The following is an 18,634-nucleotide window of genomic DNA, read 5'->3' as shown; positions in this document are numbered from 1 at the left end:
CGCGGGGCCCGGCTCAGCTGATGCCGGTCAGAGGCAGTTCTGCGCGTAGTACGTGCCGATGCGCTGTGCCGCACCGATGTACTCGTCCATGCCGGTCGGAGCCCCGCCGGACGGGTTCATCATCGAGTTCAGGAACTTCGACATGACCTCGATGTCGCTCTTGATCTCGGGGGGAGCGATGTCGCCGAGGTCGTCGTAGGCCTCGACGAGCTCGCGGGCGGTGTCCTGGATCTTGCTCAGGTCGGGCGTGCTGCCGCCGCTGAACGCCTCGAGGCTCTTGGTCTGGATGTTGCCCAGCTCGGTGCAGAACTCGCTCGACGATCCCGTGCCGCCCGGAGCGTCGGTCGTGGCGCTCGGCGTGGGCGTCGGGTCGGACGGCTCGTCCGTCTCGTCGTCGGCGTCGGGGGCGTCGGTGGTCTTGTTGTCGCCTGCCGAGACCGGGGGATCGTCGTCGTCGCCGCCGAAGATCTTGGTGGCACCGAAGGCGGCACCGCCGATCAGGAGCACGACCAACACGGTCAGGGCGATCACCGCCGCGACGGGGAGGCTCTTCTTGGCTCCGCCACCGGGGGTGCCGGCGGGAGGCTGTCCGTCGCCACCGGGCGGGACGGCACCGAATGCCGCAGTCTGCGCGGGCTGTGCCTCGGCGTACAAGGGCTGCGCAGCCGGGTAGGCGGGCTGCGCAGCGGGGTAGGCAGGCTGGGCGGGCTGGGCCGAGAAGACCGACGTCGGCTCGGACGCGGCGGCCTGAGCCGGTGCCGGCTCCTCGGCCGGGATGACGACGGTCGGCTCGGCGACCGGGGACGTGGGCTCAGCCGCCTGTCCGTCGGTCTGTCCGGCGACGGGGACCACGGGCTCAGCGACGGGCGAGGCGGGGGCGACGGGCTCGGGCTCGACCGGCGTCGCGGCGACGGGTGCCGCGGGCGTGGGCTCGACCGGGGCAGCAGCTGCCGGCGCGGCGGACTGCAACGTGGCCGCGTGGGACGTGCGAGCCGCCAGGGCCGCACTGATCGTGGGGTCGCCGCGCTCGCCGAGCCACTGCAGCAGGCCGTCGTAGGCGTTGGGGTGGAACACGATGGCCGGCCACGTGGCGCGATCGGCCTGCGCGAGCTCGGCGAGGCGGGCAGCCGGCGTGGCCGGGTCCTGCGCCTCGCGGACGAGATCTTCAGATGACATGTGAGTTCCTTCCCGAGGCCCGCCACCGCTGGCGGGGACGCTGGCAGACTATCTGTCTCCGGAGGGTCGGCGCGCGTCAACCCCGCCGTGACGCGGCGAGCCGGCGCACGGGGATGACCACGGCGGGTGGCAGGAGCACCGTGGCACCGTAGGCGACCGTCCCCCACAGCGCGCCGTGCGCCTCGATGCGACGTGCCCACGCCCGCGTCATCCAGCGCGGCCCGTGCTCGACGGGCGGGTCGTGCAGGTCGACCGCGCTGCGGAAGTAGGCGCTGCGCCACACGTCGCGGGCTGGTCGGTGCCCCGACGCGAGCAGCGCCTCCACGCGATCGGCGATCACGACGGGTGCGGGGCTGTGGCGACGGCCGAACCAGCTCTCGACGAACCGGGGCGACGGCTCGCCGAGGTCGCCGGTGTCGATCTGGTCGAACGTCCGCAGCAGACCGCTGTCGACGAAGACATGGTTGCCGTGACGCTCGTGCACACCCAGGTCGAGCACCAGCGCCACCCGCGTGCCGTGGTCGAGGGCCTCCAGGCACGCCGTCGACGACATCGTGACCAGCAGGTCGACGCGGGGGAGCAGCTCGGTGATGGGGGTGTGGACGATGCGGAAGTTGGCGGGCAGCTCACCGGCTGGGAGCAGGTCGACGGGGTGGTGCGACATGCGGTGGAAGGTGTCCTCGCCGGGGCGATGGCGGGGCTTGAGCAGCACCTCGCGGTCGGGGTGCAGCCGGGCGTGCTCGACCAGCCGCCGGTAGACGTACGAGCGCTCCGCCGCCGAGGCGGGAACCGTGGGCTGGTCGGCGTACAGGACGGTCGTGACGGGACCGCCTCGAGCCGGCAGCGGATCGGCCGACAGGAAGGGCAGTCCCGAGAGCACCAGGTTGTCGGTGGGGATGCCGAGGGTGCTGCCGGTGCTGACGAAGTGCTCCAGGTCGCCCGTCGAGTTGACCGCGACGACATCGGTGCCCGAGCGGTCGAGGTAGCCGGCCGTGATCTTCTCGATGATGATCCCGACCCAGCCCGACACGAGCACGGGCCCCGGCCCCGGTCCGGTGCCACGGGCGTCGAGCGCGGTCGCGACGGCCCGCGACAGGCGGTGCGTCGACGGCCCTGCCAGCGAGCTGACGACGACGTCGCTCGACAGGCAGGCACCCACGAGCTCGTCCCACGGCAGCCGGTCGACCCGGGCGAAGCCGGCGTCGCGGACCTGCTGCGGCGAGAGCGCCGAGCGGGTGTCGGGCACGACGACCCGAGATGAGAAGCCACGCCGCTGCAGCTCGTCGCGGATGCCGGCGCACCACTTGAGCTGGGAGTCGAAGGCGGCGACGAGCAGCGCCGTGCGGGCGGCGGGATCGGTCGGTCGGCCGGGATGCGCGGGGAGTGCCACTCCCGCACGGTAACCGGGCGGAACACCCTCGGAGGGCACGTCCGGAACGGTTCACCGACTGTTGGGCGGCGGTTGTCCGTGTCGTCGGCGCGGGGACCCCGGACGGCGATGCACGTGCGCACGACCGCTGACGTTCGCGGCACGGAGTGGTCGCGTTCACCCGCCGGTCGCCGGTCCTTCCTAGCGTCACGACGAGACACAGCAGCAGCCGACCAGACCGAGCAGCCAGACCGAGCAGCCCCGACCGAACGGCAGGAGACCGCATGAGCCACGAGCTGGCCACCACGCGCACCACGCAGTCCGTCGCGTCGTCGGGCGGCGTCTGCGCCGTCATCCCGGCACGCGGCGGCTCCAAGGGCGTCCCGCGCAAGAACCTGCGGATGCTCGGAGGTGAGCCGCTCGTGGCCCGGGCGGTGCGCACGCTGCAGGCGTGCACGTCGGTGGGCTCGGTGTTCGTCTCGACCGACGACGCCGAGATCGCGGCTGTCGCGAGCCGGGCCGGCGCGCGGGTCGTCGAGCGTCCGGCCGGGCTGTCGGGCGACGAGGCGTCGTCGGAGTCGGCACTCGAGCACGCCCTCGACCACCTGGCATCGCACGGCGTGGTGCCCGACGTGACGGTGTTCGTGCAGGCGACGAGCCCGTTCATCCGGGCGTCGGACGTCGATCGCGCCGTTGCGCTGGTGCGCTCGGGCGAGTGCGACGTGGCCTTCAGCGTCGTGCGCGCCGACCTGCACCTCTGGCGGCACGGCCCCGACGGGCCCGAGGGCGTCAACCACCGGTCGTCGGTGCGCCAGCGTCGGCAGGACCGCGAGCCCGAGCACGCCGAGACCGGTGCTTTCTACGTCATGCGTACCAGCGGCTTCCGCGAGCACGGCCACCGATTCTTCGGACGGCTGCGCCTCGTCGAGGTGGACCCCGGCGACGCGATCGAGATCGACACCGAGCACGACCTCGCGCTGGCCGAGCTGGTTCACGCACGGCGCGAAAGCGTGCTCAACCCCCGTCCGTCCGCGATCCCGGCCCGCGGTGTCGTCACCGACTTCGACGGCGTGCACACCGCCGACCGCGTCGTCGTCGACCAGTTCGGCACCGAGTCGGTCGAGGTCAACCGGTCCGACGGGATGGGCGTCGCACGCCTGCGCCGGGCCGGCATCCCGTTCCTGATCCTGTCGTCCGAGACCAATCCGGTCGTCACGGCACGGGCCGCCAAGCTGGGCGTCGACGCCGTCACGGGCTGCGACGACAAGCTGCGGGTGCTGACCGAGTGGGCCGATCAGCACGGGCTCGACCTCGCCGACATCGCGTTCCTCGGCAACGACGTCAACGACACCGCGTGCCTGCGATCCGTGGGCTGGCCCGTCGTCGTCGCCGACGCCCACCCCGACGCCCGCGCGGCGTCCCACATCGTGCTCCGCCGCCACGGTGGCGACGGAGCGGTCCGGGAGCTCGCCGATCGCGTGCTCGCCGGTCACGAGGCGGGGTCGCGACGCGGCCCGGCCACCTCCACAGAAGGGCATCACGATGACTGAATGGGTTCAGATCGGCGACCAGATCGTCGGGCACGGCCGTCCCACGTACGTGATCGGCGAGATCGGCATCAACCACAACGGTGATGTCGCCGTCGCCAAGAAGCTCATCGACGTCGCGGCGCTCGCCGGGGCGCAGGCGGTCAAGTTCCAGAAGCGGACGCCGGACATCTCGACGCCCGCCGACATGAAGGCCGTCCGCCGCGAGACGCCGTGGGGCGAGATGAGCTATCTCGACTACCGCTACCGGGTCGAGCTCGAGCGCGAGCAGTACGCCGAGATCGCGGCGCACGCCCTCGCGCAGGGCGTCGACTGGTTCGCCTCGCCGTGGGACGTGCCGTCGGTCGAGTTCCTCGAGCAGATGGGCGTGTCGACGCACAAGGTGGCCTCCGCGTCGGTGACCGACCTGCCCCTCCTGAGGGCGCTCGCCGAGACCGGCAAGCCGATCATCCTGTCGACCGGCATGAGCACGATCGAGCAGATCGACACCGCCGTCGAGATCCTCGGCACCGAGCGTCTCGTGATGCTGCACGCGACGTCGACGTACCCGCTGCCGCCCGAGGAGGCCAACCTGCACATGATCCCCGTGCTGTCGGCCCGCTACCGGGTGCCGATCGGCTACTCGGGACACGAGCGCGGCCAGCAGATCTCGGTCGCCGCGGTGGCCCTCGGTGCCACGGCCGTCGAGCGGCACATCACGCTGGACCGCGCGATGTGGGGATCGGACCAGGCGTCGAGCCTCGAGCCGCACGCCTTCATGGACCTCGTGCGCGACATCCGCATCGTCGAGAAGGCACTGGGCGACGGCGTCAAGCGGGTCATGCCCGGGGAGCACTCCCAGCTCAAGCGCCTGCGCCGCGTCGACGTCGCCGCGGCAGCGGTGTGACGCGGGCGCCCGGGCCGGTGTCGTCGGCCATGCCCCGGCCCTCGTCGCACCCGGTCCGGGCGCTGTTCGTCACCGACTCCGACTCGTACGTCAAGTGGGGGGCGGCGCTGGCCGGACAGGTGCCGGCGTCGTGGTCGGTGCGGCTGGTGATCCTGCGGGGCAATGCCGAGCCCAGTTCGCGCCAGGTCGTGGAGGCGCTCGACGGCACGCGGTTCGCCGCGGACGACGTCGAGCACGTCGGCCGGTCAGAGCTCGCTGCCGTGCTGGACGCCTGGTGTCCTGAGGTCGTCGTCGCGGCGGCCCGGGGGATGGCGGTCGAGGCGCTGGGGATGCTGCTGGCCGGGGCCCGGCGACGTCCTGTCGTCGTGAGCGGGCTGGCGGGCATCTCGATCCCCGTGCTGACGCCGGGGCTGCGCTACAGGCAGTGCGCCGACGTCTTCGTGCTGCAGAGCCGCCGCGAGCTGCGCGAGTTCGCGGCGGTGGACGACCATCACCGCTTCGAGCTGACGACGATCCCGTACCTGCGCGTCGCCGACCAGGACGAGCCGGTGCCGGGTGGTACCGAACCGGTCCGTGACCGGATCGTGTTCGCGGCCCAGGCGATGGTCCCGGCGTCGCGCCGCGACCGGGTGCACCTGCTCGAGCGGCTCATCGAGACCGCCACGGCCCACCCCGACCTGCTGGTCGTGGTCAAGGTGCGATCGCGCGACGGGGAGCCGCAGACCCACGTCGAGCAGTTCCCGTACGAGGACCTGATGGTCGAGCTCGACGGGGCGGGGACACGCCTGCCGGACAACCTCGTGGTCGAAAGCGGTCCGATGGACTGGCACCTGCGCCGGGCCGTCGGCCTCGTGACCGTCAGCTCGACGGCGCTGCTCGAGGCGGCGGCGGCCGGCGTGCCGTGCCTCGCGATCGACGACTTCGGCGTGGGCGAGCGACAGATCAACACGGTGCTGGTGGGCAGCGGACTCCTGGGCTCGAGCGCCCGCCTCGTGGCCGCCGACTTCCGCCACCCGGCACCCGAGTGGCTCGACGACAACTACCTGCACGACCCGCGCGACAACACCTGGGTCGCAGCGGTCGAGGAGCTGCTCGAGCAGGCCCGTGCGGGACGCCTGCCGCCCCTGCCGGGGCGTCCGCGGTCACCGCTGCGTCGCACCCGCGCCGCGGTGCTCGAACGGCTCTCGTTCGTCCCGCCCCGCGAGCGGGCGTCCGGCCTGCACCGGGCCTTCCTGGTCGTGGGGTTCTGGGAGCACCGCCGCCGGTGGGCGGTCAGGGACGAGGGGCTGCCGGTGCCGCAGGGTGTCGGGCCGCGCGACGTGTCTCCCACCAGCGGCAGCCGATCATGACCGCTGCTGCCAGCAACCAGCCCGCCAGGATGTCGACGACGTAGTGCTCGGCGTAGTAGACCAGCGCCGTGGCCATGAGCATCGGATAGACGAGCAGCAGCCAGCGCCAGGCGCCGCGCAGACGGGCCATGCCGTACAGGGCGATCAGCATCGCCATCCCGGCGTGCAGGGAGGGCATCGCGGCGACGGGGTTGCCGACCTTCGCGAGCACGACGTGGAACCCGCCGAGCCCCAGGTCGTCCCAGCCCCGGCCGGTGAGCCTCGGCAGGGTCTCGCCGACGTAGCCCTCCTTCGAGGCGAGCCAGGGCGGTGCCATGGGGTAGAGCACGTAGACGACCAGGGCCGCGAAGTTGATCACGACGTAGCGACGCATCCACGGCAGCCACGTCGCGCGGTCGCGCAGCCACAGCACGACTGCGATCGTCAGCCCCGCGACGAAGTGCGTGAAGTAGACCGTCGTGAACAGCTCGTCGTACCACCGGGGTGGGCTGTCGGCGCTGCACGGCGAGGCGCACAAGGCATCCTGTAGGCGGGCTGTGGGCAGTCGGCCGCCGCCGATCCACTCGTCGACGTGGATGGGCATCGTCCAGTGAACCGGCATCGAGACGATCTCGTCGGAGAGCCCGCGGCTGTACAGGTAGAGCACGAGCAGCGCGAAGGCCGGCCACCAGTCGCGGGGGAACGCCAGGTGGGCCCGCCACGGTGCTCTGACGTTGAAGGCGATCGTGGCCATCCACAGCCAGAAGAACAGCTGGAACGGGTCGGTCGGCACGCCGACGAGCGCGACACCGGTGCCGAGGGCGATGGCGAACACGGCCAGGGCCGGGGCGCGCCACGCCCACGGGGTGGGGCGCTCGCCGGGCCCCGGGGTCTCGGCGGTCACGGGCACGCTCCGGGTGTCGCGAGCGAGCGCGGCCGGGTGCGCTCGAGCCAGATCTTGCGGCCGCAGACGTCCGACACCTGCCGGTAGCGGCGCTCGAGCACGGGACGCAGCGCAGCGGGGTCGATGGCCCACGAGTCAAGACCTGACCAGTCGACGACCCAGGTGGGACGGGTATCGCCGTCGAGCACGGACGACATGACGGACAGGTCGGGATCGAGCGTGCGCACCGGCAGGCTCCACAGGTACGGGTAGGGGCTGTCCATGCCGGCCTGGGCCACGACGTTGGGCTGTCCGTACGCGACGACCACGGTGTCGCCGGGCACGGCCGATGCCTTGAGCCAGCGACCGACGACCCTCGCCTGCTCGCCGTGCTCCGGCGGCGCGACGAACGACCAGAAGACGTTGCTCGTCGTCGCGACGAGCACGACACCGACCAGGGCGAACCGCAGGCGGGGTGCCATGCGTTCGGCGACCAGGCCCACGGCCAGCGCGGACGCCGGCACGAGCTGCAGCAGGTAGTGCGCCCAGTAGCTTCCCCCGAGCATCGCCGCCGCCGACACGAAGCCGATCGTCGTGGCGGTCGCGAGCAGCACGGGCTCCCGTCGCCGCAGCGCGTGCCAGATCGCGGCCACGGCCACGAAGGCGAGGCCGCCGGCGACCCAGGTCGCGAGCAGCACCACGAGCCGGTCGGTCGTCGCGTCGGACGCCGACGTGCGGATGACCTCGCCCGCGTCGGCCCGGAAGGTCACCAGGGCGTCGAACAGGTCGGCGGGGGAGGTGCCGCGGGTGGCTGCGGCGGCGACGCCGAGGCCGACGGTGAGCAGTGTCCCCGCGACACCGGCGGCCAGGACCCTCACGGCGATCGGCCTGTGTCGTGGCTTCCACCCGACGGCGATCGCCATGACCAGTGCGAACACGAGGCCGTCGGCCACGGTCTGCTTGACCAGGAGCGCGCACCCGGCCAGCACGCCGGCTCCCGCGCCCCACGCCCAGGACAGCCTGCCGGGACGCAGCAGCGCCTGCACCGTGAACGCGAGGCCCCAGGCCACGAACGCACCCGCGAGCATCTCACCGTTCGTGCGGGGCACGCCGAACCAGTGGGCCGCGCTGAACAGCGCGGCGGCGGAGGTCGCCCACCGCGCGGCACGGTCGCCCGAGGCGACGTACGCGGCGCGCCCCACGCCCAGCACCATCAGCACCGAGGCACCCAGGCCCCACAGGCGCAGCGACGACACCGACCCGGCCAGCTGCATGATCCAGATCAGCAACGGCGGACGATCGACCCAGTAGGCCCCGTAGAGGGAGTCGCCGTGGTGCCAGCCGGCACCGACCAGCAGGAAGCCGGCCTCGTCGCTGCCCGCGGCCTCGCCGAGGTACAGCAGGCGGATCACGACCATGGCCGCGAGCACTCCCGCCAGGTGCACCGGCAGGGGGACGAGGTGCCGGCGGTTGCGCGATGCCGCCATCAGGGCCCGGTGGCCCCGGCGGCACGGCGGGCGGCCCACTCGCGGTCGCGCAGGTCGATCGCGTCGCCGCACGCGGCGACGAACCGTGCGGTCGCGACGCCGGGCGTGGGGTCGCCGAGGTAGTGCTCGACGAGCGCCGCTCGGGCCGGGCCGGCAGGGTCGGACGCGAGGTGGGCGGAGACGACCTCGGCGAAGGCTGCGTCGGGTGCCAGCTGCGGCACGACGTCCATCAGGGCACTGGGCGGGTACGGCACCGTGGGCGTCGTCACCAGCAGCGGCCGGCCCGTGGGTAGCCAGCTCAAGGTCACCGCGGACACGTCGGTCACGAGCAGGTCGGCATCGGCGAACGACTGCTCGATCGGCACGTCGGTGTCGACGCGGTCGACGAGCTCGCGGACGACTGCGTCGGCCGCGGCGTACGACGCCCGGATCACGCCGTTGAGCGGGTGAGGCCGGTAGACGACGCGATAGCGGCCCGACAGCGCGCGGACCAGGGCGACACCGTGGGTCTCGAGGGAGCCGTACGACACCGACGGCTGCGAGGCCTCCCACGTCGGCGCGTACAGCACCGTCGGACGGGACGGGTCGGGCTGCGGGACGACCGAGGGCGCGGCGTCGAGCTGCGGCTGCCCGATCAGCACGCTGCGGGCCGCCGCGTCGTAGAGCATGACGGCCGACGCCGTGCGGTCGAGGGCGGCCTGCCCGGCCAGGAAGCACAGGTCGTACGCCTTGACCTGGTTGGACACCGAGACGCCCTTGTCGCTGTCACCGTGCCCGAGGTAGACGTGGACCATCGACGTGAAGCGCAGGCTCTCGAAGTTGATCGGGTCGTGGTTGACGTAGAGGGCGAGCTTGACGTCCGACAGCGACAGGATCTCGTCGAGCTGGCCGTAGCGGGCCAGCGTGACGCAGTCGAGGCCTGTCTCGTCGCGCACGACGCGTGCCGTGCGCGAGTCCTTGAACACGCACACGAGACCGTGGGCGGCGTCGACGGCGTTCAACGCGTGGAACCACGGCCGCAGCTGGTAGAGGCTGTCGAGCGTCGTCGGGAAGTAGAGCATGACCTGCTGGGCGAACGGACGTCCGAGGCGCGGCTCGTCGGTCAGCTTGTCGGGCATGCCGGACGGCAGGAACCGTGAACGGCGCAGCCGGCCGATCGCCCAGATGCGCAGTCGGTGGACGAGCCCGACCCGCGCCTCAGATGCCATGGTCGTCGAGGGCGGGCCCGGTGAGGGGTACGCCGTCGGTGAAGTGGGGCGCGATGAGGTTGTCGAACATGCTGAGCGCCGAGCCGATCGCCATGTGCATGTCGAGGTACTGGTACGTGCCGAGGCGTCCGCCGAACAGCACGTCGGTCTCGCCCTTGGCGAGCTCGCGGTAGGCCAGCAGCCGTTCGCGGTCCTGCGGGGTGTTGACGGGGTAGTACGGCTCGTCGTCGGCCTCGGCGGCGCGGCTGAACTCGCGCATGATGACGGTCTGGTCGGCGGGGTGGTCGCGCTCGGGGTGGAAGTGCCGGAACTCGTGCACCCGGGTGTGGGTGACGTCGGTGTCGGCGTAGTTCATGACCGGCGTGCCCTGGAAGTCGCCCGTCGGCAGCACCTCGGTCTCGAAGTCGAGCGTGCGCCACGAGAGGTCGCCGTGGACGCCGTCGAAGTAACGGTCGACCGGGCCCGTGTACACGACGGGAGTGGTGCCCACGCATGCCAGCTTGTTGAAGGGCTGGGTCTCGTCGAAGAAGTCGGTGTCGAGGGTCACCGTGATGTTCGGGTGGTCGGCCATCCGCTCGATCCACGCGGTGTAGCCGTCGACCGGCAGGCCCTCGTAGGTGTCGGAGAAGTAGCGGTTGTCGTACGTGTAGCGCACGGGGAGCCGGCTGATGATGTCGGCGCCCAGCTCACGCGGGTCGGTCTGCCACTGCTTGGCGGTGTAGCCCTGGATGAACGCCTCGTACAGGGGGCGGCCGATCAGCGAGATTGCCTTCTCCTCGAGGTTGGTCGGGGCGTGCGTGATCTGGGCGGCCTGCTCGGTGACCCAGGCGCGTGCCTCGTCGGGGGAGTAGGCGGCGCGCTGGAACTGGTTGATCGTGCCGAGGTTGATCGGCATCGGGAAGACCTCGCCACGGAACGTCGTGTAGACGCGGTGCTGGTAGGGCGTGAAGTCGGTGAACCGGTTGACGTACTCCCACACCCGGCGGTTGGAGGTGTGGAACAGGTGGGCGCCGTAGCGGTGCACCTCGATGCCCGTCTCGGGATCGGCCTCGCTGTAGGCGTTGCCCCCGATGTGCGGTCGACGGTCGATGACCTGCACCGTGAGCCCCAGCTCGGTCGCGCAGCGCTCGGCGATCGTCAGGCCGAAGAAGCCGGACCCGACGACCAGCAGGTCGGGTGCTCCGGTCGCTGCGGTCACGACGGGCCGCCGGTGCCGGTGCCGGTGCCGGGTGTCAGCGGTGCGGGGACGTCGGCGGGGTCCATGGGACGCCACGTGTCGTCGCGCCACAGCGCCCGGTTGGCGCGGAATCCGCGGACGAGGTCGCCAAGGCCCTTCAGGGTGTGCTGGACGACGAGGAGCCGGAAGACCTCCTTGGCCAGCGTCAGCGCCGTGCCGAGACCGAAGCCGAACCGGTTGAGCTTGCCGTGCTCGGCGAAGTACTTGCCGACGTAGGCGCGGTTGCGGATGACGTGGAAGCGGAACAGCGGGCTGCCGTCGTTGAGGTGCCGGATGCCGAGGTTGACCTGCTTCTGCTCGCGCTTGCGCTTGAGCACGAAGGCGTCGACGTAGACCACGTCGGTGTGCTGCGCGGCGAGCCACGCGTACGCGGCGTCGTCCCACGAGATGAAGAAGCGCGGATCGGGCAGGCCGATCACGCGGACGACGTCGGCGTGGATCAGCATGCCCTCGAACGTGCCGGAGTTGGTGATCGCGTAGCCCTCACGGCCGAACTGCTTGCCGCTGTAGGGCAGAGGCACGCCGAGGAACTCGTTGAACTTGGCCTGCCAGTAGAACGGTGTGCCGTCGAAGTCGTAGCGGCGACCGTGGATGACCTGGAACCGCTGCATCCACGGGGCGAACTGCTCGATCGCGTCGGGGAGGATCTCGACGTCGTCGTCCATCAGCCAGACCCAGTCGGCACCCAGCTCGAGGGCGACGCGGGTGCCCTCGCTGAAGCCGCCCGATCCGCCGGTGTTGGTCGCGAGCCGGTGGTTGACGAGCACGCCGTCGGCGAAGTCGGTCGTCGCTGCGGCGATGACGTCCTGCGTGTCGTCGGTGCTGGCGTTGTCGACCACGACGATGCGGAACGGCGGGGTGTCCATCGCCGCGGCGCTGGCCAGCAGCTCCTTGAGGAAGGTCGACCGGTTGTACGTCACGATCGCGATGGCGATGTTGCCGGCAGCCGAAGTCACCGGATCACCTTATCTGGTCGTGCACTCCGGCCCAGCCATGCGCGCCGCACCCGACTCAGAGCAGACCGGGCTCGTCGGTCACGGGGATCTCGCTGGTGGGCGTGCCGTCGCGGTACGCGGCGCGATCGGCCTCCGAGCGGGCGATCATGGCGTCGATCGCCGCCTGGAACGACTCCAGCGACCGGTGCTCCTGCGGCCCGAGCAGGTATGTGGCCAGCTCGGCGCGGCGCTCCGCGTGCTGGTCGGGGGCAACCTGCGTGACGACGTCGATGAACTCCGCGATGCCCCGCCCGTCGCGGCCGATCGTCGTGCCGGCCCCCGTCGACGGGAACTCCGCCCGGAACGCCTCGTCGTCGAGATCGGTGTGGTTGAACACCGCATACGGCTTCTCGCTGGCGAGGAAGTCGCTGACGACGCTCGAGATGTCGGTCACGAGCGCCGTGGCCCGGTTGAACCACTCGTTGATCGAGCCGCCCTTGACGACCCGGTGGTCGATGCCGGTGCGCGCCGCGGCGTCATCGATGAGTCCGGCGATCCGGGCCAGGACGAAGCGGTACTTGGCGTCGCGCTGTCCCGTGAACGGGTGCGATTTGAACACGACGCGCACGGGCGGCTCCGCGGCGAGCAGCGCCTCGACGACCCGCACGCCGACTGCCGACACCGAGGAGTACTCCTGGTCGAGGTTGACCCCCTCCCACGTCGGCGCGTACAGCACGGTCGGCACCTCGTCGGCACCGAGCGCCGGCTCGCGCGAGATGGCGTGCACCTGCGGACGTCCGACGTAGCGGTACTGGCCCTCGTGGATGCCGAGCCCTGAGCGACGGTAGCGGTCGGCACCGGCCTCGCCCGCGACCCACAGCTCGTCGTACGCGCGGGAGAACGGGTTGTTCGACGCGCTCTTGTCGCTGTCGCCGTGGCCGATGAACGCGCTCATCAGCGTCGGCAGGCGCAGCAGGTGGATGTTGTTGCCGGTGTTGGACGGGTAGAGCGCGATGCGGGCTGCGCTGAAGTCGAGCATCAGGAGCTCGCCGGGATCGCGCAGCTCGAGCGTCGGGATCGCCGTGGCGGCCATGCGCCCGAACAGCGGCGGATCGCGCAGGACGATGAAGACCCGGCGGTCGAGCGACTCGAGCGCCTCGAGCCACGTGTTGATCTGGTACGCCGCCGTGTCGGGCCCGCTGAGGTGAACGACGACCTCGGGGCGGTAGTCGTCGAGGAAGTCCTGGATCTGGCGCAGGGGACCGGTGAACCCCGTCGCGCGCTTCTGCTGGCGCATCGTCCACGACGCCCGCATGTCGGGGACCGACACGCGCACGACCACGGCGACGCCCACCGCGGCGAGCACCACGACGAGCCACCACGGGGCACCCAGCAGGGCCGGGGCGAGCACGAGCAGCTGGCTCGCCACGACCTCGGCGATGCGACGCGGCGGCGTCTCGTGGATGCGGGTGGCGCCGGGGATGTTGCGGGTCTGCATGGGCTTGAGCGGGCCGACCTCGCGGTAGGTGTCGTGCAGCGCGCGGGCGCACAGCACCACGACCTCCACGACGCCCATCACGGCGACGGCGCGCCATGCCTCGACCGAGTCGATGTGCTCGCTCACGACGAGCGCCACGACGAGGCGCAGCACGAACCGCATCGGGATGCCGAAGGACGCCTGTCCCAGCAGGATCGCCGGCGGCGTCGAGCGCCGCTCGAAGAACAGCTCGCCGACGACCGAGACGAGCAGCAGCACGAGGGCGGCGATCTCCAGGCCCGCGGCGGCACACAGCGTCGCGAGCACGAGACCGCCGACGGTCGCTGCGAAGGCGGGAAGCTCGTCAGACCTGCCCAGCCGGGAGAGTGCCGCTTGGACGGTGCGGACGGGCGAGACCATATCGACGAAATTATCACGGGGGGAGCGGCCCGATCCTGCGGTAACGTCGTGCCGTGCTGCGACCCCGGAGGCTGTCTCTGCCTGCTGCGATCGCCCACCCCGTGCGGCTGCTGCCCCTGACGTTCTTCGCCCTGATCCTGGTCGGCACCCTGCTGCTCCTGCTGCCCGTGGCCCGGTCGGGTGGGCAGGCCCCCGGCTTCATGCCGGCGTTCTTCACGTCGACGTCGGCCGTCACGGTGACGGGCCTCGCGACGGTCGACACCTCGACCTACTGGTCTCCCGCCGGGCAGGGCATCATCCTCGCGCTGGTCGAGATCGGCGGGCTCGGCATCGTGGCCCTCGCGACGGTGCTGGGGCTGTTCATCGGCGGACGCCTCGGGCTCCGCACCCGACTGGTCGCCCAGGCCGACATGCACGTCGTCAACATCGGCGAGGTGCGCCCCCTGTTCAAGCGGGTGGCGATCACGATGGTCTTCTTCCAGTTCGTGACGGCGCTCGTGCTGACGATCCGCTACCGCGCGGCGTACTTCGACGACCTGCCGACGGCGCTGTGGCACGGCGTGTTCGACGCCGTCATGGCGTTCAACAACGCCGGGTTCTCGCTCAACAGCGACAGTCTCGTCGGGTATGCGGGCGACGGGCTGATCATCATCCCGATCTCGATGGCGGTGTTCATCGGGGCGATCGGGTTCCCGGTGCTGGCCGAGCTGTTCAGCGGCTGGCGCACCCCGTCGCGATGGACGATCCACACCAGGCTCACGGTCTGGGGATCGATCGGCCTGCTGATCTTCGCGGCGCTGACGTTCCTGCTGCTGGAGTGGAACAACCCCGACACCCTCGGCGGTGCGGGCTTCTGGCACAAGGTCGTGACCGGCGTCGAGGGCGGCATCATGCCGCGATCGGGCGGCCTCAACAGCTTCGACTGGGGATCGGTCCGGCCCGAGACGCTCAACATCGGCATCATCATGATGTTCATCGGCGGTGGTAGCGCCAGCACGGCCGGCGGCATCAAGATCACGACCTTCCTGCTGCTCGCGTACGTCATCTGGGCCGAGCTGCGCGGTGACCCCGATGTCGCCGTGGGGGCGCGACGCATCAGCGCCCGCGTCGTCCGCACGGCTCTCACGATCGCGCTGCTCGCGGTGATGCTCGTGACCACGACGACGTTCCTCGTGATGCTCATGACCGACTACGACTTCGACCAGGTGCTGTTCGAGTGCACCTCGGCCTTCGCGACGGTCGGGCTCAGCACCGGCATCACGCCTGATCTGCCGGTGGACGCCCAGTGCGTCATCATCGTGCTGATGTTCCTCGGACGCGTCGGCACGATCGCCGCGGCGGGGGCCCTGGTGCTGCGGCGTAGGATGCCGCGGTACCAACTTCCCGAGGAGCAACCGATCATTGGCTAAGGACCGCAACACCTCTCCGACCGCCCCGGTCATCGTGCTCGGGCTCGGTCGCTTCGGCACGGCCGTGGCGCGTTCGTTGGTGCAGCTGGGCCACGACGTGCTCGCGGTCGACGAGCGGGCCGACATCGTGCAGAAGTACGCCAGCGACTTCACGCACGTCGTCGCCGCCGACACGACCGACACCGAGGCGCTGCGCCAGATCGGCGCCGAGCAGTTCCAGGTCGCGGTCGTCGGCATCGGCACCGACATCGAGGCGAGCGTCCTGACGGTGCTGGGCCTGCTCGACCTCGGCGTCAAGGAGGTCTGGGCCAAGGCCATCAGCGGCAAGCACGCGGCGATCCTCGAGCGCGTGGGCGCCACCCACGTCATCCGCCCCGAGTCGCAGATGGGCAAGCGGGTCGCCCACATGGTCACGGGCACCATGACCGACTTCATCGAGTTCGACGAGGGCTTCGCGATCGCCCGCACCCGCGCACCCTCCCGCGCCTGCGGCAAGACGCTGCAGGACGCCAAGCTGCGCGCCGACTACGGTGTCACGATCGTCGCGATCAAGTCGCGGGGCAGCGACTTCACGTACGCGCAGGCCACGACGCAGGTCTTCGAGGGAGACGAGCTCATCGTGTCGGGTCCCACGACCAAGGTCGAGGCGTTCTGCGCGCTGTCCTGAGGGGCGTCCGGAGTAGGCCAGCCTCGCCTCTCAACCCTTAGGTCAGCCTGCTCTTCGTTGAAATGGCAAGCAGATCTGGGCAGGGTGGAGGCATGACTTCACTTGACACGCAGATCCCGTCCGACCTCGCCACGACGTCCGAGATCGCCGCGGGTGTCGCCCAGTTCCTCAGCCCCGTCGTCCGTGACCTCGAGGCCCTCGTCGTCAACGGCAAGCAGGCGCACTGGCACGTCCGCGGCGGCAGCTTCGTCGGCGTCCACGAGACCCTCGACCAGGTCGTCGCGCACGCGCAGGACTACGCCGACACCGCCGCCGAGCGCGTCGTCGCCCTGGGCCTGCCCGTCGACGCCCGCCTGCACACCGTCGCCGCCCAGTCGACGCTGCCCCAGCTGGCCGACGGCTTCCAGTCGTGGCAGGACACCGCAGCCGCCGTCGTGCGCCAGATCGACGCCGCCCTCGTCACGGTGCGCGCGGCCGTCACGGGTCTCGACGACATCGACCTGAGCAGCCAGGACGTCGCGATCGAGATCGAGCGGGGCCTGACCAAGGACCGCTGGTTCCTCCAGGCGCACCTCGCCGCCTGACCCCTCCCCGCCACGCGGGGGACCCACGATGAGGGTTATCGGTTGCCACGGCTGCCGGTAACCCTCATCGTGGGTTGCAGCGCCGATCGGCGATGAGGGTTGGTGGTTGCTGGAATTGCCGGTAACCCTCATCGCCGGTCCCCTCGGGCTCGCGTGTGATGGGTCACCCCTCTTGAAGTGAGGTGAGGCTTACCTCTACTCTCGGGGAGTGAGATCCCATCGACGCCGCCTGCCGACCGAGCACGTGCTGCTGGCCGGCGACCTCGGCGATGTGGTCGCGATCGAGGCCGCGCTCGCGTGGCTGCCGGCCGATGCGTACGGCCAGGTGCTGGTCGAGGCCGGAGCGGACGACGCGCTGCCGCTGTTCCGTGCGCCGCTGCGCGTCACGGTGCACCGCATCCGCCGCTCCGCCGAGGGGCACGGTGTCGCCGCCGGTCGCGCGGTGGCCGCGTGGGTCGAGGAATGGATGCCCGACGAGCCCGACGAGCGTCGCCTCGTCAGCATCTGGGTCGGCCAGCGGGTCGAGCCCGGCTGCCCGCACATCAGCGCGCTGGTCGAGCGGCTCTGACGTCAGCGCGGGCGATCACGCCTCGGCGGATCGTCTGACCTCGTCGACCAGCTGGCGCCACGGCCCGTCGAGCTCGCGCTCCGGGACGACGGCCGCGTGGTCGGCCACGCTCACGGCGTAGACGAACCCGTCGGCCGTGACATCGCGGTCGCCGTCGAGGTCATCCCACGGGCAGGCCTCGACGATGGGACGCCAGCGATCGGCGTCCTGCGGCACCGCGACCTCGATCGACCACTCGCGACGCAGTCCGGCGAAGCCTCCCGTCCGCGCGACCGTGATGACGAAGGGCAGCTCGTCCATCGAGGTCTCCTGAGCGTCGTGGTCAGCGGGCGGGGCCCGCGGGGTCGGTGTCAGTGTCGCCGATCGACAGGCCCACCGTCGACCACGCCTCGCGGACAGCTCGGTGCTCGCGCGAGCCGTCGCCGAACCGCGCTGTTGCGGCGGCTGCCGTCGCGGCACCGAACTGCTCGAACGTCGCGGTCGCCGGCAGGTCGCCGCTGATCGTGTCGTACCAGATCGGTCCGGCCGCGTCCCAGGCGTGGCCGCCGAGCGCCGTCGCGACGAGGTAGAACGCGTGGTTGGGGATGCCCGAGTTGAGGTGCACGCCGCCGTTGTCGTCGGTGGTGTCGACGTAGTCGGCCATCGTGGCCGGCTGCGGGTCCTTGCCGAGGACGTCGTCGTCGTACGCCGTGCCGGGTGCCTTCATCGAGCGCAGCGCGCTGCCCTCGACCTGGTCGGTGAACAGCCCCTCGCCGATCAGCCACGAGGCCTCCGCGGCACTCTGACCGCGGGAGTGCTGCTCGACCAGTGCACCGAACACGTCCGAGATCGACTCGTTCAGCGCGCCCGACTGCCCCTCGTAGACGAGCGCGGCGGTGTGCTGGGTGACACCGTGCGCCAGCTCGTGCCCGATGACCGACAACGACGCCGTGAACCGGCCGAACACCTGGCCGTCGCCGTCGCCGAACACCATCTGCTCGCCGTCCCAGAAGGCGTTGTCGTACTGCTGCCCGTAGTGCACCGTCGCGAGCAGGGGCAGGCCGGCACCGTCGATCGACGCTCGGCCGAAGACCTCGGCGAGCAGCGCGTACGTCGCGCCCAGGCCGTCGTAGGCCTCGTCGGCCGCGAGGTCGCCCGTGGGCTCGTCGCCCTCGCGCCGGACGACGTCGCCGGGCAGCGTCTCGGCACCGGCCGCGTCGCTGATCGTGCGGTCGGGCGACGTCGGGGCGACCGTCCGGGGCGACTCTGGCAGGGCGGTGCGAGGGGCCGGACGCGGCGGCGACGGCGCCAGCAGCGTGCGGTGCGCCGCCTCGGTGGCCGCCCGCAGGTCGTCGCGGTCGAGCTCGGATAGGTGCCTCAGCAGGTAGGGCGGGACGATGCCGTGAGCCATGCCTCCACGGTAGGCGCGGGCACCGACACGCGCGAGGCATCCGCTGGCGTGCGCAGCCGAACC

17 protein-coding genes are annotated in these 18,634 nt (G+C 71.4%); 7 read left to right on the top strand and 10 right to left on the bottom strand.

The annotated features are described in order from the left end of the window. Positions 1–27: 27 nt before the first annotated feature. Together JOF40_RS18845 and JOF40_RS18840 are read right to left on the bottom strand one after the other, a co-directional pair. The gene (locus tag JOF40_RS18845) at positions 28–1,176 is read right to left on the bottom strand and encodes a variant leucine-rich repeat-containing protein (protein WP_188111767.1); all 1,149 of its coding nucleotides are present in this window, start codon (positions 1,174–1,176) and stop codon (positions 28–30) included. A gap of 76 nt (positions 1,177–1,252) precedes the next feature. Further along, a complete protein-coding gene (locus JOF40_RS18840; protein WP_209674708.1) occupies positions 1,253–2,566 on the bottom strand; it encodes a DUF6716 putative glycosyltransferase in 1,314 nt (437 codons plus the stop codon). Positions 2,567–2,829: 263 nt separating this feature from the next. Between JOF40_RS18840 and JOF40_RS18835 the strand changes: the two genes are divergently transcribed. The 3 genes from JOF40_RS18835 to JOF40_RS18825 are packed head-to-tail and all read left to right on the top strand — an operon-like array spanning position 2,830 to position 6,327. Continuing rightward, a complete protein-coding gene (locus JOF40_RS18835) occupies positions 2,830–4,095 on the top strand; it encodes an acylneuraminate cytidylyltransferase (protein WP_129182715.1) in 1,266 nt (421 codons plus the stop codon). Beyond that, the gene (locus tag JOF40_RS18830) at positions 4,088–4,978 is read left to right on the top strand and encodes an N-acetylneuraminate synthase family protein (RefSeq protein ID WP_129182713.1); all 891 of its coding nucleotides are present in this window, start codon (positions 4,088–4,090) and stop codon (positions 4,976–4,978) included. Before JOF40_RS18835 ends, JOF40_RS18830 begins: the two co-directional genes overlap by 8 nt. 29 nt (positions 4,979–5,007) lie before the next feature. Then, positions 5,008–6,327, top strand: a complete 1,320-nt coding sequence (locus tag JOF40_RS18825; protein ID WP_129182711.1) for a DUF6716 putative glycosyltransferase — start codon at positions 5,008–5,010, stop codon at positions 6,325–6,327. On the opposite strand, the gene JOF40_RS18820 is transcribed toward JOF40_RS18825, so the two are convergent. From JOF40_RS18820 to JOF40_RS18795, 6 genes are read right to left on the bottom strand one after another with little or no spacing between them, the layout of a single operon-like run. Next, positions 6,251–7,210 carry a phosphatase PAP2 family protein gene (locus JOF40_RS18820; RefSeq protein WP_129182709.1) on the bottom strand — a complete coding sequence of 320 codons (960 nt, stop codon included), beginning with the start codon at positions 7,208–7,210 and terminating at the stop codon, positions 6,251–6,253. The genes JOF40_RS18825 and JOF40_RS18820 overlap by 77 nt on opposite strands. Beyond that, the gene (locus JOF40_RS18815) at positions 7,207–8,676 is read right to left on the bottom strand and encodes an ArnT family glycosyltransferase (protein WP_129182707.1); all 1,470 of its coding nucleotides are present in this window, start codon (positions 8,674–8,676) and stop codon (positions 7,207–7,209) included. The genes JOF40_RS18820 and JOF40_RS18815 overlap by 4 nt, the downstream gene beginning before the upstream one ends. Next, entirely contained in the window at positions 8,676–9,884 is a 1,209-nt protein-coding gene (locus JOF40_RS18810; RefSeq protein WP_129182705.1) for a CDP-glycerol glycerophosphotransferase family protein, read from the bottom strand. Before JOF40_RS18810 ends, JOF40_RS18815 begins: the two co-directional genes overlap by 1 nt. Further along, complete coding sequence (gene glf / locus JOF40_RS18805; RefSeq protein WP_129182703.1) at positions 9,874–11,082, bottom strand: UDP-galactopyranose mutase; 1,209 nt, start codon at positions 11,080–11,082, stop codon at positions 9,874–9,876. The genes JOF40_RS18810 and glf overlap by 11 nt, the downstream gene beginning before the upstream one ends. Beyond that, complete coding sequence (locus JOF40_RS18800; RefSeq protein ID WP_129182701.1) at positions 11,079–12,077, bottom strand: glycosyltransferase; 999 nt, start codon at positions 12,075–12,077, stop codon at positions 11,079–11,081. Before JOF40_RS18800 ends, glf begins: the two co-directional genes overlap by 4 nt. A 55-nt stretch (positions 12,078–12,132) precedes the next feature. Then, positions 12,133–13,953, bottom strand: coding sequence for a CDP-glycerol glycerophosphotransferase family protein (locus JOF40_RS18795; RefSeq protein ID WP_129182699.1), 1,821 nt, complete (start codon positions 13,951–13,953; stop codon positions 12,133–12,135). 53 nt (positions 13,954–14,006) lie between these two features. On the opposite strand from JOF40_RS18795, the gene JOF40_RS18790 reads away from it, so the two are divergent. The 4 genes from JOF40_RS18790 (at position 14,007) to JOF40_RS18775 (ending at position 17,181) form a co-directional block, all read left to right on the top strand. After that, a complete protein-coding gene (locus JOF40_RS18790) occupies positions 14,007–15,362 on the top strand; it encodes a TrkH family potassium uptake protein (RefSeq protein WP_246152827.1) in 1,356 nt (451 codons plus the stop codon). After that, positions 15,355–16,029, top strand: coding sequence for a potassium channel family protein (locus JOF40_RS18785; RefSeq protein ID WP_245343161.1), 675 nt, complete (start codon positions 15,355–15,357; stop codon positions 16,027–16,029). The genes JOF40_RS18790 and JOF40_RS18785 overlap by 8 nt, the downstream gene beginning before the upstream one ends. Positions 16,030–16,121: 92 nt before the next feature. Further along, complete coding sequence (locus JOF40_RS18780; protein ID WP_129182697.1) at positions 16,122–16,613, top strand: Dps family protein; 492 nt, start codon at positions 16,122–16,124, stop codon at positions 16,611–16,613. A gap of 208 nt (positions 16,614–16,821) precedes the next feature. Next, positions 16,822–17,181, top strand: a complete 360-nt coding sequence (locus JOF40_RS18775; protein WP_129182695.1) for an SIP domain-containing protein — start codon at positions 16,822–16,824, stop codon at positions 17,179–17,181. Between the two features lie 15 nt (positions 17,182–17,196). Here JOF40_RS18775 and JOF40_RS18770 read toward each other — a convergent pair whose 3' ends face one another. After that, the gene (locus JOF40_RS18770; RefSeq protein ID WP_129182694.1) at positions 17,197–17,481 is read right to left on the bottom strand and encodes a protealysin inhibitor emfourin; all 285 of its coding nucleotides are present in this window, start codon (positions 17,479–17,481) and stop codon (positions 17,197–17,199) included. 22 nt (positions 17,482–17,503) lie between these two features. After that, a complete protein-coding gene (locus JOF40_RS18765) occupies positions 17,504–18,571 on the bottom strand; it encodes a M4 family metallopeptidase (RefSeq protein ID WP_129182691.1) in 1,068 nt (355 codons plus the stop codon). Positions 18,572–18,634: the final 63 nt, after the last annotated feature.

The organism is Aeromicrobium fastidiosum, assembly GCF_017876595.1.
Taxonomy (GTDB): Bacteria; Actinomycetota; Actinomycetes; order Propionibacteriales; family Nocardioidaceae; genus Aeromicrobium; species Aeromicrobium fastidiosum.
The sequence above is the reverse complement of the archived record's forward strand: the minus strand, read 5'-3'. Positions and strand labels throughout refer to the sequence as shown.

Excerpts from the sequence above, each read along its gene's own strand:
- JOF40_RS18795 (WP_129182699.1), bottom strand. The coding sequence starts at position 13,953 with ATGGTCTCGCCCGTCCGCACCGTCCAAGCGGCACTCTCCCGGCTGGGC.
- JOF40_RS18770 (WP_129182694.1), bottom strand. The coding sequence starts at position 17,481 with ATGGACGAGCTGCCCTTCGTCATCACGGTCGCGCGGACGGGAGGCTTC.
- JOF40_RS18815 (WP_129182707.1), bottom strand. The coding sequence starts at position 8,676 with ATGGCGGCATCGCGCAACCGCCGGCACCTCGTCCCCCTGCCGGTGCAC.
- JOF40_RS18810 (WP_129182705.1), bottom strand. The coding sequence starts at position 9,884 with ATGGCATCTGAGGCGCGGGTCGGGCTCGTCCACCGACTGCGCATCTGG.
- JOF40_RS18780 (WP_129182697.1), top strand. The coding sequence starts at position 16,122 with ATGACTTCACTTGACACGCAGATCCCGTCCGACCTCGCCACGACGTCC.
- JOF40_RS18765 (WP_129182691.1), bottom strand. The coding sequence starts at position 18,571 with ATGGCTCACGGCATCGTCCCGCCCTACCTGCTGAGGCACCTATCCGAG.
- JOF40_RS18835 (WP_129182715.1), top strand. The coding sequence starts at position 2,830 with ATGAGCCACGAGCTGGCCACCACGCGCACCACGCAGTCCGTCGCGTCG.
- JOF40_RS18845 (WP_188111767.1), bottom strand. The coding sequence starts at position 1,176 with ATGTCATCTGAAGATCTCGTCCGCGAGGCGCAGGACCCGGCCACGCCG.
- JOF40_RS18830 (WP_129182713.1), top strand. The coding sequence starts at position 4,088 with ATGACTGAATGGGTTCAGATCGGCGACCAGATCGTCGGGCACGGCCGT.
- JOF40_RS18825 (WP_129182711.1), top strand. The coding sequence starts at position 5,008 with ATGCCCCGGCCCTCGTCGCACCCGGTCCGGGCGCTGTTCGTCACCGAC.